Source organism: Bacillus cereus group sp. BfR-BA-01311 (assembly GCF_022664295.1).
In the GTDB taxonomy this organism is placed as follows: Bacteria; Bacillota; Bacilli; order Bacillales; family Bacillaceae_G; genus Bacillus_A; species Bacillus_A cereus.
The window spans coordinates 187006-200806 of the sequence record NZ_JAKUHC010000004.1 but is presented as its reverse complement, the minus strand read 5'-3'; the positions used below and the strand labels follow the sequence as shown (position 1 = coordinate 200806).

Sequence of the window (13801 nt, the reverse complement as noted above, 5' to 3'; positions counted from 1 at the left end):
ATTCATTATCTGCTTTTTATTGTGTGAATAATTGTCGTTCTCTTTTTATTCTTATAGTTCTTAGTACGATTCCAATTCCGAGAAATAAAACAGTAGCAGCGACCCCGCTAATAGGATTTAACCAAAAATCACTACTGTTTGTAAGGGTAATAATCCCTGTTATGGTAACTAAAACAGTAGGAACAGCATCCTCAATCGCATGCATGATAACGCATGGCCAGACGGATTTTGTAAGTCTATATATTTCAACATACATAATGGACCAACAAACCATAAGGATACAGCCAGATAAAAGCATATTTAATCTTGAGATAGATTCAAAATATTCATTTGGCAAAAAGACTATATAATATGCAGCATGCCAAAGTGCCCAAATGAAACCAGAAATAATATAAATGTACCAATCGTTTAGATTTAGTTCAATCAACTTTGGAGTTAAATAACCGCGCCAAGAAAACTCTTCAAAAATGTTTTTAATAAAGTTACCAATAGAAGACATGACTATGAGTGACAATAACGTGGATATATCAAAACTAGAAATATGAGCTACTCTAAAAATGAGCGATATGCTTATCGTTATTACTGTAACGAATGGATAAATAAGTAGTGCAGTGAAATACCATATAAAGTTTCCTTTCAAATTTGGTTTGATGCCAAAATCATTCCAATCTTGGCTAATAACTCTAAGTAAAATGCTTACGAGGAAAGGTAATATTAGCCATAATCCCATACCTAAAGTGTTTCCTTCAGGTTGATTTGTTAGAAGAGAATCTAGAAATACCCCAATCCATCCACTGGCCAAAACAGTGAATACAAAAATAAGTAAATATAACTTTAGTGATTTCTTTTTCGCGACATTCATTTGAAGAACCTCCTTTACTTTTGTTTATCCTACTATTTATGGGCAGTAAAACGCCCATTGATTAAAGTCTTTAATTTTTACAATGTTTTTTAATAGATAAATTAAATAGGAGACAAATAGAAAGTAATATCTTTTGCATGCATCATTATACTATATGTGTATTTGTGTGATTTAGATGTTGCATATTCTTTTTAAATTAGAAAGATGAAAAGTAAGTTTTTTCGGAAAATTTAAATGGAAACTATTGACTTTATGATTGGATTTTTAATACAATGATACTTCGACTGAAAAATTAGAACGGACAGGAGGGAATCGTCGAAATGAGCAACATATTTGAAGATGAGTTACAAAAAATGAAGGATACTTTACATACGATGGATGAGCAATTGGATAAGCTTGAAAAAATCCCAGTTTATTATGGAGAAGATTTTAAAGAGCAAATTCTTGAAAGTATGAGGGAGTCTAATAGACAAAACTTACGTATTGGTGTGCAAGAGCCGTACTTTGGAAGGTTAGATTTTCAGGAAGATGGAAAAGAAGAAGTTATGCCGATTTATATCGGAAAAGTAGGGGTTTCGGATATGGACACGATGAAGCCAATCATTATCGATTGGCGGGCACCTGTCGCAAGTATGTTTTATTCATTTACCGGTGGAGACGAATTAGCATTTTATCAATCACCAGATGGGTTAGTAGAAGGTGATGTGTATTTAAAACGAAACATTTCCATTCGAAAAAGAGAACTTGAACGTGTTGTTGATACATATGTAAAAGGAAATGAAGATGTATCGCATGCCGATGATTTTCTTCTATATCGATTAGGTGAGAATAAAGATAATAAGCTAAAGGATATTGTTTCAACGATTCAATCGGAACAAAATGATATTATTCGAGCGGAAAGAAATTTACCATTACTTATTCAAGGGGTTGCAGGGAGTGGAAAGACAACAATTGCTTTACATCGCCTTGCTTTTTTAATTTATGAATATCGTGAACAACTAGAAGCAGAAAGAATGATCGTATTTGCGCCGAATAGTCTGTTTTTAGACTATATTTCGAGTGTACTTCCTGAATTAGGTGTAGGGAATATTAATCAAACAACGTTTCCGGATTGGGCATTACGTACGTTAGATGATTCAGTGAAACTAAAGCAGACAGAAGAAAAATTGAAAGAAGCATTTTCAATTAGTCGTGATGAAAAGAAGGTAATGCTAGGTAAATTAAAGGGTACGTTGGAATTTAAGACGTTTATTGAAGAGAGAATGATCCAATTTGAAAATGAGTTAGTTCCGACAAAAGATTTTGAGGCGTGGGATAGAGCAATTATTCCAGTAGAAGATATTAAAAAATGGATGCAAGTTGAATATAAACATTATCCTTTACAGAAAAGAAGAGAACGATTAGTAGGACGAATGAAGCGCTGGATTGAAATTGAACTTAAAAAATTCGGGGAAACAAACGAGAAAAAATTACTTAAAAAAGAAGCGACTAAGAGACTGAACGCATATATGAAGTTTTGGCCGAAAATGAGTGCTCTTTCACTGTATAGTTCAATAGTAAAAAGTAAAGAAATACTTGAGGTATTACCTGAAGAACTTGTTAAAGAAACAGAAAAGAGTTGTCGTAAAAAAGAAGTGTATGTAGAAGATTTACCAGCTTTAATATACATACATCATCGTATAACAGGGATTGAAATCGGGCAGAAGTTTCATCACGTTGTTATTGATGAAGCGCAAGATTTTTCGCCTTTCCAAGTTTATGTATTAAAAGAAATTACATTAGGTAATTCTTTCACTATATTAGGTGATTTATCGCAAGCGATTTATGATTACCAAGGAATTGAAGATTGGAATGCTTTTAAGGAAGTATTCCAAGAAACCGGTTATTATGAATTGACAAGAAGTTATCGTTCTACAAAAGAAATTATTGAATTTGCAAATGAAATAATTAAAAATGCAGAAATCCCAGTAGGACTCGCAACACCAGTCTTCCGCAGTGGAGAAGATGTGAAAGTAATTCATGCAGAAAATCAATTTACTGAAATTGTGAAGACGGTAAAACATTTGCAAAATGCAGATGTGAAAACAATTGCGGTAATCGGAAGAACAGAAGATGAATGCCGTGATATATATGTGAAATTAACAAATGCAGGATTAACGGTCAACGTAATTGAAGCAAACCAAAGTAAATATGAAGGTGGTATATCAGTAGTACCTGTCTATTTAGCGAAAGGTTTAGAATTTGATGCGGTGCTTTTAATTGATGTGGATGAAGAACATTACAAAAACACAAAACATGATGCAAAATTACTATATGTCGGATGTACGAGATCACTTCATGACTTATGGATTTTCCATAGTGGGGAAGCGTCACCTTTAATTAAAGGATTAAAATAAAGTGGAACTATAATCAGTGGGGAGTTTTACTGCAAGCTAATGTGGGATAAATATAAAAAGAGGATTTCTATTACTGTCTACTTAACAGGGAGATGACTATGAAGATCCTCTTTTTATATTGAAATTAATGTTCAATTTTAAACGAATAAAGCCATTAATATTAAATTTTGATAGCTATCATCCAATTTTACACCCTTTGCTTTTCTACCCTCTTCAAAGAAGCCTAGATTCTTATATAACTGGATTGCACCTAGATTATCTTCCATTACCTCAAGACAAACTTTTTCAATCTTACTGTTATTTTTAGCCCAATTGATTAACGTTTCTAGAAGAGCTCTTCCAATACCATAATTTCGATATTCAGGTAGTATGGTCATCGCAAAAGCCCCTTGATGACTAATTTTTTCTTTGTTTCCGTTCTTAAAATCTATTGCACCGACTAACTTACCATCAACTTCAGCAATAAACTGTACATAATTTGGATTTTCATGATAAGCTTTTAACGTTTTTTGAATAGCATCGATACGTACCTTTTTTACATCCTCAACCGTACTTAGCATGTATGGAGCGTTTATTAAAGCTTTTGAAGCAGAATCTAGTATTCTTTCTGCATCCTGTTCTTTAGCTTCTCTAATTATTACTGTTTTTCCATCCTTAGATTTATAAGTAAAAACATTAGTTGATAAGATACTACACACACCCTTTCGGAATATAATTAATTAAAATTTTCAACTGTTTCGCGATTCTTAAGTAAGAAAAAGTCGTATCACCTTTTTCTGCAATCGTTCTGCTTCAACTTAATAATGATTATTTCAAATATTTATAATTTTTACAAGGATTCATTCCATTATATAGTCCGATTGTTGAATAACATGACTGGCGTTTTTCAAACAATTTTATTATGTTTTAAACAGCTTTATTATCTCTGTACAAGATGAATTAACGACTTGAGCTGTTGTGTAAATAATATACAATGACCATTTCTAATTCCTTAGTTTGTTCTTTTTCCCATATACGAACAGCATCTACTGGAGTTTGTGTATGTTTTAACCAATCTAGAATAAGGTGTAGTTGTTCTTGTATTTGACCAATGTTTTGCTCCTTTATGTTCTTATTCTGAATTCTATTAATTAATTAATTGAAGCATATAGGGAAGTTTTTCTATACATTCGCTTAAATCTCCGCAATAACCTGAAGGGAATTCATGTGTACCAAATTCTAAAGTATGGATGTAATTAGAAACTAGGTATATCATAGCTTCTTGTTCGGTATCACCACCTAATTCAATCGCTTTTCGAAGGAATTTTTCTAAATCGTCATCTTTATTGCTAGAGTCCATATAAATTCCTATCCATCTAAAAGGTCTTGAATCAAATGGGTTGTTTTCTGTCCATCTATATAGAATGTCTATTAGAAAACTATTTAGTGAAAAAGTTAAGACCTCATCTTTTTTGTTTAATGCATCTAAAATAGTAAACAGTGAAATGGCAAACTCTTCTTGCTCTTTTGATTCCCATTTCTTTGCATTTGAAATAAATGTCTCTAAAGGTTTATAAGCTAATTTTCGAAGTCCCGCTTCGCGATGCTGACAATAACAAATAAAATCATGCCAATGTTCATTTGTATTCATATGTATAATAATAGTTTGTAATGCAGTGAGAGGTTTATCCATTATAAGTCCCCATTCTATTAAGCACGTGTTGAAAATTTAGTGTTATTATATCATTACATAAATTAAAGTAGGAAGAATTTAAGATGGATTTTATTGGTCACGGAATCCAATCAATTGGTAATGTAGCGGTTCTAACAGGACTCATTATTGACTTTGAAGATGAAACGTAAAAAAGTTATTATGTTTATCTGAATATTGAGGGAATACAAGAATTTTATTTATTTAATTTTTAGAAAAAATAGACTATAACTTTAATGAATGGTATAATTTCCTTGTTATTGGAATTAAAATGAAAATATTAGAAGAAAAAGGATAGGGTTGGTTTTAATGGGGGATTCTGATCACAAAGAAACAAAGGCAATATTAAAGTTATGGTTTATTTATATACCACTTGCATTTGGAGAGTTTGTCTTTTCGAATATCATAGATTATTTAAAAAAATAAAGATTTTGCATTTGAAAAACAATTAACCTAATTTAATTGTTTTTTTATTTTTCTCTAATAAACCAAACAAAAATAAAGATTTTGAACAAGATGAAGTTTATGAAGGAAATAACGTTGATTAGGTGCTGAAAACGGGAATCATTCAAGCATGGTAATTCGCCATTTTTATAGCTTCCTATAGTGAAATGTTATGTTCACATCATATGTATACGATATTTGTAACTTAATATAGCATTACTGGAACTTCAAAATTAGTAGTTAGTGCTATAGATATATAACTTAGCTAAAAAAGCAAAAATCATATAATTTGCGCTTTTTATTATCCGTTTTTTGGTAAATGATTATAGTTTTTGTCACATTAATACTGTACGATACATAGTATAAAACACATACTGTATGACATATAGTAATGGAAATGAGGTGAGTGAATGGATACTTTATTAAACTCGTTAATTACTGAGTTAAGAAGAGGGACATTAACGTTAGCTGTTTTAAGTCAATTAAGAACGCCGCAGTACGGATATTCACTTGTCCAGTTATTGGAGCAATCAGGGATTACAATTGATCAAAGTACTTTATATCCACTACTTCGCCGATTAGAAAAGCAGGGGTTAGTGACGAGTAGTTGGGATAAAACAGAGAGTAGACCTCGTAAGTATTATGTTTTAAGTGAATATGGATTAGAGATATTTTTACAATTGAAAAAGCAGTGGGTAAAGGATTCGAAAGAACTTTATAACTTATTAAAGGAGGAGGACGAAAATGAGTTTGATTGATATGTATGTCCATGAAGTTGCGAAGAGATTGCCTGAACAAAATCGTGAAGATATTACACTTGAACTACGGTCAACAATAGAGGATATGTTACCAGACGATTATAATGAGGAAGATGTGAAGAGCGTACTCGAAAAATTGGGAAGTCCAGTTTCATTGGCTAATGGGTACTTGGATAGACCAATGCATTTAATTGGACCACGTTATTTTGATGTATATACGACGCTATTAAAAATGATTATACCAATTGCAGCTGTTATTGCGCTCATTTCAATGGTTGCAGAAAATTTTATAGGCTATAATGGTGATCAAGCGGTATTAAATGTTATTTTACAATTGATAGGTAAAGGTATAGGGGAAATTTTTGAAGTGGGTCTCCATGTATTTTTCTGGTTGACACTTGTGTTTGTTATTTTAGAAAGAACAGATAAAGACAAAGGTATCGAGCCGTTGACGACAAGTTTAAAAAAATGGACACCAGATGATTTGAAAAACATCTCGTATATCCCAAAGAAAAAAGCAATCTCGAAGTTTGAAGTTTTTGGAGGTTTAATGTGGACAGCAATATGGGCTACACTTTACTTTTATACGAATCATCTTGTAGGCGTATATCATGGTACAGAAAACGGATTGAAGTTTGTCGCGCCAACGTTTAATCAAGATGTTTTGCTTCAATACTGGTCCCTAATTTTGGTTATGATCGTTTTCGAAGTAGCTATATCACTTTATAAGTTAGTACAGGGACAATGGACGAAAAGGTTGGCAATTGGAAATGCTATTCTTCAAGTAGTCGGAACAATCATATTCATTGTAATTGTAGTAAATCCACATTTATTAAACGCAGGATTTATTACGTATTTGGCAAATGCATTTACTATTTCCCCAGAGGAGTTTAAAACGTGGCTCATTGGGGGAGGAATTTTCTTCTACATGTTATCTGCTGCAATAAATATACTTGATGGTTTCCGAAAAGCTAGTATTCGTATGTAGGTAAAAATCGGAAATTTCGATAAAATAAAACTATTGAAAAGATAGTGAAATAAGATGAACATGATGAAAGGAAGAAAACAATGATAAGGGAAGCAACGAAAAGAGATTTAGCATACATTTTAGATATTTATAACGATGCGATACTTTATACAACAGCTGTATATGCGTATAAACCTGTAACCCTTGAAAATAGAATAGATTGGTATGAACAAAAAAAGGCTGAAGGGTATCCAATTTTCGTATATGAATTAGATAATAAAGTAGTAGGATTTGCGACATTCGGCCCATTTAGAGCGTGGCCTGCTTATAAATATTCAGTTGAACATTCTGTGTATGTAGATAAGGCATATAGAAAAAATAGCATTGGGTCTTCATTAATGAAAGAATTAATCAAAATTGCAAAGGAAAGAGAGTATATGACCTTAATTGCTGGAATTGATGCAGAGAATGAGAAAAGTATTGCCTTGCATCAAAACTATGGATTTATTCATGCAGGAACAATAAAAAAAGCTGGTTATAAGTTTAATAAATGGCTAGATTTAGCTTTTTATCAGCTGGAACTTAACGGTCCTGAAAATCCTATAGAAGAATAAATATTTTTCGGTAGCAAGAAAAAATTCATGCTACCTTTTTCTTATTTTAATAGCTAATGAAAAGTTTTTTTACATTCAATGTTGAAATATTAGAAGTTAATATAACGATATAAAAAGAGGGATGGAAATGGAAACTGTTATAAATAAAATAAAAGAGGTACAATCTAATTATGTGGGAATGGCAATTTATTCTACAAAAGATAATCGGATAGTTGCTTCATATAATAATGAATTAAATATTCCGTTAGCATCAGCAGCAAAATTAGTCATTGGATTTGTAGTAACGCAAATGGTGAAGGAAAATAAACATAATTGGAATGATATACTTCATCACATTAAATTTAATCCGCATGAAGATAGTGCGCAGTTATATCCGCATTTACAAGGAAGAACTTCTTTAACACTTAGTCAAGCGGTAGAGGTAATGATTGCTTGTCATGATAGTTGCGTTGCACAGTCAGTTGTAATGCACTGTGGTGGATGGGATGCTGTGAAAATGTACGCACAAACGTACTTTTCAAAAATTTATATACAAGAGAATGCTAGAGATGAGAAAAATGTTGGAGAATTAAGTGAAGTTCTTGCCCTTTTCATACAAACCTTTCAAGGTTATAAATCAGAACCAGAATTATGGGAACCAATTATTAGCGGCATGGTAAGACAGCAAGGAGAGTATGAAGAAATCCCATATTATCATTTAGCTCATATGACAGGTGGATTACTCACAGCTACAATAAATATTGGTATTATAGGAATGTTTAACGAATTTCCGCTTCTTTATGTGATGGGGGGAAAAGATTTACCGAATCGACGTGAAAATAAAGAGGTAGATGAAGCTTTTGCAGCAGTTTTAAAGTACATATACAAAGAATATAGTGAAAGCATGCTAGGAGTGAGCGATTGAAAAGAAACTTAAAAACTTCAACAATCATTATTTTAATTTTAACGATTATTGCTCTTGAAGTTGGAATCGCACTATATGATCACAATTTGTCATTAGATACAATTTACTTTGCAGCGATCCTTATTTGTATTGTATTGCTTTTTGGCACACGTGTTTCTGAAGTGAAAGAAAGTACATCGAAACGAGGATGAAGAAAAATAGCTGTTATATTTTGGCCATCTATTTTATTGTCTATCGCTTGTTTTGCAGTTATAAGTTACATAAGGGTAGGCTATGTCTCTGTATCAGGGATAATTGGCTTTTCATGCTTTATTACATATGGTGGATTCTTTTTGATTAGTATTTTAAAGGGGAAAAATAAAGTGTAGCTTACTAAGTTGAAAGGAAGCAATGTATATGAAACATATAGAGAACGGTACACGTATTGAAGGAGAATACATTAAAAATAAAGTTATTCAATATAATATGTCCATCTTAACAGATGAAGTAAAACAGCCGATGGAAGAAGTAAGCCTCGTAGTAAAAAATGAAGAAGGAAAAATATTTGGTGGTGTAACAGGTACGATGTATTTTTATCATCTTCATATCGACTTTTTATGGGTTGATAAATCAGTTCGTCATGACGGTTATGGTAGCCAACTTTTACATAAAATTGAAGAAATTGCGAAGGAAAAAGGGTGCAGATTAATATTGCTAGATTCATTTAGTTTTCAAGCACCAGAATTTTATAAAAAGCACGGTTACAGGGAGTATGGTGTCGTTGAAGATCATCCGAAAGGTCATAGTCAGCACTTTTTTGAAAAGAGATTATAATAATATTATGTATACTGATTGATGGGAGGAAGCATATGTACACGTATAAATTGCAACAAGAACAACCAATCTGTGCAGAAAAAATAAAGAAGCTTTATGATTCTGTCGGTTGGTGGCCAGAAAGAAAAGAAGTCGATATTGAAAAAATGTTAAAGAATAGTATAGCCATTGGAGTATGGGAAGAAAATGAATTAGTTGGATTTGCTAGAGTCGTTTCTGATGGTGTTTTTCGAGCATACATTGAAGATGTTGTCGTACATGAGAGTGTAAGAAATAAAGGTATTGGAGAGAAGATGCTTACAATATTACTTCGAGAAATATCTCATATTGATATTGTTAGTCTATTTTGCGGAGAGAAGCTAATAAAGTTTTACGGTGAGCAGCAATTTCAAGCAACGAAGCAAATTGTGATGCATCGTAATCAAACAGGGAAAGAATAAGAGGTGCCAATTAAAATGAATGCAACAAGAGCGTACTGTTTATCGAAAAGAAAAGCGACAGAAGATTCTCCAGATGGCTGGAGTGCAACGTGTATGAGGCTTAATAATAAAATATTTGCGATAGTAAATCATGAAGAAGGCGAAAAAGCTGCGATTACATTGAAGTGTGATCCAGAAGTCGCATTAAGAATAAGAGAAGATTATCCAGAAACAATTATTCCAGGGTATCATATGAATAAAAAACATTGGAATACCGTTTATATTCATAAGGGTATAGAGCAGGAGCAAATTAATAAAATGATTGATTGGTCGTATGATTTAGTACTACAATCATTTTCAAAGAAAAAGCAGCAGGAGTTAATGGATTAATATGTATTAGGAGTGTGTGTAATGAAAGATTCGATTAAAGATACGTATGATAAATTAGCGAGTACATATAAAGAAAATCTAGATTTCGCAAATCCATATAACAGTTATTATGAAAGACCGGCGATGATGGAGCTTATTCCAAAGGAACTAGAAGGAAAAAAGATACTAGATGCTGGATGTGCAGCTGGATGGTATACTTCTCAATTCATAAAAAGAGGAGCAAATGTTACAGCAATTGATGTAAGTCCTGAAATGGTAAAAGCAGCAAAAGAAAATATAGGAGAAGAAGCAACGTTCCTTTGTCATGATCTGCAAGAAACATTGCCATTTGAAGATAATACGTATGATGTGATTGTAAGTTCGTTAACTCTTCATTACTTAGAAAATTGGAATCAAGTATTTCAAGAATTTCGTCGTGTATTGAAGCCAGGTGGGGAACTTATTTATTCTATTCATCATCCTTTTATGGATTTCACAAAGTTTCCATGTGAAAATTATTTTGAAAAACAGTTATTAATAGATACTTGGGTTAAACCGAATATTACTATTGAAGTCAAGTTTTTTAGAAAATCATTACAAGACATACTAAATGAAACTACAAATTATTTTGTATTAGAAGAGATAGTAGAACCGAAGGCAATTGAAAAAATGAAAGAAGTAGACGAAAAATCATATTATTATCTAAATACGAATCCACATTTTCTTATCATTAAAGCAACTAATAAATAGCTAGTAAAATAACTTTGTTTTACTAGCTATTTACAGTTTTACATTACATATTAGGGGACTTTAAAATGAATACGAAACGAAATAGAGTAGTATATGCACTATTTACTATAGTTATTATTATTTTAGGTCTTAGCTCAAGAAAGTTTGCTTTTGCACTACCACATCTATTAAATGATTACTTAGGCGATGCTTTATGGGCATTAATGATTTTCACTGGCTTTGGATTTTTGTTTCCTAAAACAGAGACGAAGAAGTTGGCTTTTATTAGTTTAATGTTTTGCTACGGGATTGAAGTGAGCCAATTGTATCATGCGGAATGGATAGATAGCATGCGTGCAACGACTTTGGGCGGACTCGTGTTGGGATACGTTTTTTTGTGGAGTGATTTAGTGGCCTATACAATTGGGGTTGGAGTGGGAGTACTGTGTGAGGTTATTTTTCGGAAGACATAAGAATTGTAAAAGGGGTATTTGTAAATGGAACAAGCACTGGAAATTGCAAAGTTTTGGTTTCAAAATGAACATGTCACAGCTACTGTAATTCAACAAAAAGTAGCGAAGGTTATATGCAAGAATAAAGAGTATATTTTAAAGAAAACAGGATCAATAAAGCAACTTCTAGTTGAATTCGATGTTTTGAAGCAACTGTATGAAAAGGGAATTAAAGTACAGAGAGTAGTAAAGACAGAAAATGATGAACAATATGTATTATATAAAGAAAAATATTATTGCTTATATGAGTATGTTGCCGGAAGTGTTTTAGAAATAAAAGATACGAATAAGCTGGAAAGGCTAGCAAGTACAATTGGAGAAGAAATAGCTAATCTGCACAAAGCATTACATTCGGTGAATAGTGACCATGAGTTAATAAAAAGAGATTTATATAGGATGGTATTTGAATGGGCTATACCGATTTTAGAAAAGAATGAGTATGTTCATCGAGAGGTAATTCAAAAGATGGAGCGAATGCACGCAGCTTTCAAGGAAACGGTCCATCCATTACCGAGACAAATTATTCATCGTGATATGCATCTATCAAATGTAATCTTTAAAGATGATAAACTAGAAGGGTTTATAGATTTTGAGATTTTAGAAAATAATGTAAAAATATTTGATTTATGTTATTGCTGTACAAGTATATTAAGCGAGCTATTTAGTGATGAAAGATTAAGAGGGAAATGGTTACATATCGTTAGCAAAGTCTTTGAAGGTTATTATAAACAAAATGATTTAACGAAAGAAGAACTAAAAGCCATTTGGTATGTTATGCTTTCAATTCAAATTATCTTTATTGCTTATTTTGTCCAGTTACCAGATTCATTAAAGTTAAATGAAGAAATGTTCTTCTGGATTTTCGCTAATAAGGAAACTATTGAAGAAGTTATAGAAGGTATCGTAAAGGTATGAAAAAAATAATATTAATTGGTTCTGGTGGTTCAGGAAAATCTACATTAGCAAGGCAGTTAGGAAATAAATTAAATATTAAGGTGCATCATCTTGATGCATTATTTTGGAAACCGAATTGGGAAGGTGTTCCGAGAGAAGAACAAATAGCAGTTCAAAATAACTTAATTAAAGATGAGAAGTGGATTATTGATGGGAATTATGGCGGGACGATGGGTATAAGACTGAATGCAGCTGATACAATTATCTTCCTTGATATTCATAGAACAATTTGTATTTATCGTGCTTTTAAAAGAATTGTAAAATACCAGAATAAAACAAGACCAGATATGGGCGCGGGATGTGAAGAAAGATTTGATTTGCAATTTTTTAAATGGATATGGGAATATCCTAATGCTAAACGACCTACAATTTTAAAAGGGTTAGAGCAATTGCCGGGAGAGAAAAAGGTTATTGTTTTAAAATCTCCAAATGAGGTTCGGAAATTTTTAGAGCACATATAATTATAGAATGTAACACAAAAATTCTTTGTGAATCTTACCGATTAGTTTAATAAAACTAATCGTTTTTTATTATGAAAAATTTAACGCTTTTTGAAAATTGTATTTTGTAATGAGTATATGACTTTAAGTTCATATAAAATGAACGTTTGGAGGAATAGAAAATGACTAACGATTTAATTCAACTAATCGATTCATTAATGGTCAATATTCCAGCTGGAGAGGTAGTATTAAGAGATGATCGAATAAAAAAAGAATGGCTAGTACAAATTCAACCATTTCTTCTTGCAAAGTATGCTGTAACAATGGAACTATATGATGCTATTACAAATAGTACATTAAATAATTTTGATGAAAATCATAAACCAGTTGTCAATATTTCATGGAACGATGCCATTTCGTTTTGTAATGTACTTTCAAAAAAAGCGGGATTAAAAGAATATTATTCTATTAGTGATGGTGGTCAAATTGTGAAATGTAATTTAGGTTCAAATGGCTACCGATTACCATCTGAGGCGGAGTGGCAATATGCATGTAAAGCAAGTACAACCGGATATACATACGGGAAACTTCATGATATAGCGTGGTATAATGAAAATTCAAATGGAGAGATTCATGACGTTGGCCAAAAAGAACCGAATGCATGGGGACTTTATGATATGCTAGGGAACGTTTGGGAATGGTGTTATGATTTGTATGATGAAACAGTGTACGGATCATACCGCATTTTTCGTGGTGGTAGTTGGGCTGAAACAGCGAGAGGGTGCGGCGCTACTTGTCGTCGTCGAAGCCATCCTACATTTCATATAGATGATCTCGGTTTTAGACTTGCTAGGTCAATTTAGTAGGAACATGATACGAACAGCTAGGAAAAGAGTATGGAGAGAATCCGTACTCTTGCCAACATAGAAA

Annotated in this window: 15 protein-coding genes and 3 pseudogenes; 15 read left to right on the top strand and 3 right to left on the bottom strand. The window is 32.3% G+C overall.

Features of this window, described 5'->3' with window-relative positions; all coding sequences use genetic code 11:
- Window positions 1–16: 16 nt before the first annotated feature.
- Window positions 17–862 carry a CPBP family glutamic-type intramembrane protease gene (locus tag MR136_RS11625; protein ID WP_103621493.1) on the bottom strand — a complete coding sequence of 282 codons (846 nt, stop codon included), beginning with the start codon at window positions 860–862 and terminating at the stop codon, window positions 17–19.
- 320 nt (window positions 863–1182) lie between these two features.
- Between MR136_RS11625 and MR136_RS11620 the strand changes: the two genes are divergently transcribed.
- Window positions 1183–3258 carry a HelD family protein gene (locus MR136_RS11620; RefSeq protein WP_103621492.1) on the top strand — a complete coding sequence of 692 codons (2076 nt, stop codon included), beginning with the start codon at window positions 1183–1185 and terminating at the stop codon, window positions 3256–3258.
- Window positions 3259–3395: 137 nt separating this feature from the next.
- Here MR136_RS11620 and MR136_RS11615 read toward each other — a convergent pair whose 3' ends face one another.
- Both MR136_RS11615 and MR136_RS11610 read right to left on the bottom strand, forming a co-directional pair.
- A complete protein-coding gene (locus MR136_RS11615) occupies window positions 3396–3956 on the bottom strand; it encodes a GNAT family N-acetyltransferase (protein ID WP_000337118.1) in 561 nt (186 codons plus the stop codon).
- Window positions 3957–4197: 241 nt separating this feature from the next.
- Window positions 4198–4930, bottom strand: a pseudogene (locus MR136_RS11610) (hypothetical protein).
- 92 nt (window positions 4931–5022) lie between these two features.
- Here MR136_RS11610 and MR136_RS28750 point away from each other — a divergent pair.
- The 14 genes and pseudogenes from MR136_RS28750 to MR136_RS11545 all read left to right on the top strand — a co-directional run.
- Window positions 5023–5097 (top strand): annotated as a pseudogene (locus MR136_RS28750) (DUF6944 family repetitive protein); the annotation flags it as partial.
- A 705-nt stretch (window positions 5098–5802) separates the two neighbouring features.
- The gene (locus MR136_RS11605; RefSeq protein WP_103621491.1) at window positions 5803–6150 is read left to right on the top strand and encodes a PadR family transcriptional regulator; all 348 of its coding nucleotides are present in this window, start codon (window positions 5803–5805) and stop codon (window positions 6148–6150) included.
- A complete protein-coding gene (locus tag MR136_RS11600) occupies window positions 6137–7138 on the top strand; it encodes an HAAS signaling domain-containing protein (protein ID WP_103621490.1) in 1002 nt (333 codons plus the stop codon). Before MR136_RS11605 ends, MR136_RS11600 begins: the two co-directional genes overlap by 14 nt.
- A gap of 80 nt (window positions 7139–7218) precedes the next feature.
- Window positions 7219–7731, top strand: coding sequence for a GNAT family N-acetyltransferase (locus MR136_RS11595; protein ID WP_242259418.1), 513 nt, complete (start codon window positions 7219–7221; stop codon window positions 7729–7731).
- A 127-nt stretch (window positions 7732–7858) separates the two neighbouring features.
- Window positions 7859–8635 (top strand): serine hydrolase, encoded by a 777-nt coding sequence (locus MR136_RS11590; protein ID WP_060852056.1) that lies wholly within the window; start codon window positions 7859–7861, stop codon window positions 8633–8635.
- A pseudogene (locus MR136_RS11585) lies at window positions 8632–9003 on the top strand (hypothetical protein). The gene MR136_RS11590 and the pseudogene MR136_RS11585 overlap by 4 nt, the downstream one beginning before the upstream one ends.
- Window positions 9004–9031: 28 nt before the next feature.
- Window positions 9032–9448: a GNAT family N-acetyltransferase gene (locus MR136_RS11580; RefSeq protein ID WP_242259417.1), complete on the top strand. Its 417-nt coding sequence runs from the start codon at window positions 9032–9034 to the stop codon at window positions 9446–9448.
- Window positions 9449–9483: 35 nt separating this feature from the next.
- Window positions 9484–9888: a GNAT family N-acetyltransferase gene (locus MR136_RS11575; protein ID WP_017656469.1), complete on the top strand. Its 405-nt coding sequence runs from the start codon at window positions 9484–9486 to the stop codon at window positions 9886–9888.
- A gap of 15 nt (window positions 9889–9903) precedes the next feature.
- Window positions 9904–10257 (top strand): MmcQ/YjbR family DNA-binding protein, encoded by a 354-nt coding sequence (locus MR136_RS11570; protein ID WP_000994622.1) that lies wholly within the window; start codon window positions 9904–9906, stop codon window positions 10255–10257.
- 21 nt (window positions 10258–10278) lie between these two features.
- Window positions 10279–10986: a class I SAM-dependent methyltransferase gene (locus MR136_RS11565; RefSeq protein ID WP_242259416.1), complete on the top strand. Its 708-nt coding sequence runs from the start codon at window positions 10279–10281 to the stop codon at window positions 10984–10986.
- Between the two features lie 65 nt (window positions 10987–11051).
- Window positions 11052–11438 carry a ribosomal maturation YjgA family protein gene (locus tag MR136_RS11560; RefSeq protein ID WP_242259415.1) on the top strand — a complete coding sequence of 129 codons (387 nt, stop codon included), beginning with the start codon at window positions 11052–11054 and terminating at the stop codon, window positions 11436–11438.
- A gap of 24 nt (window positions 11439–11462) precedes the next feature.
- Complete coding sequence (locus tag MR136_RS11555) at window positions 11463–12392, top strand: phosphotransferase enzyme family protein (RefSeq protein ID WP_242259414.1); 930 nt, start codon at window positions 11463–11465, stop codon at window positions 12390–12392.
- Entirely contained in the window at window positions 12389–12892 is a 504-nt protein-coding gene (locus MR136_RS11550; RefSeq protein ID WP_242259413.1) for a DNA topology modulation protein, read from the top strand. The genes MR136_RS11555 and MR136_RS11550 overlap by 4 nt, the downstream gene beginning before the upstream one ends.
- A 161-nt stretch (window positions 12893–13053) precedes the next feature.
- Window positions 13054–13734, top strand: a complete 681-nt coding sequence (locus tag MR136_RS11545; protein ID WP_048538310.1) for a formylglycine-generating enzyme family protein — start codon at window positions 13054–13056, stop codon at window positions 13732–13734.
- Window positions 13735–13801 lie beyond the last annotated feature (67 nt).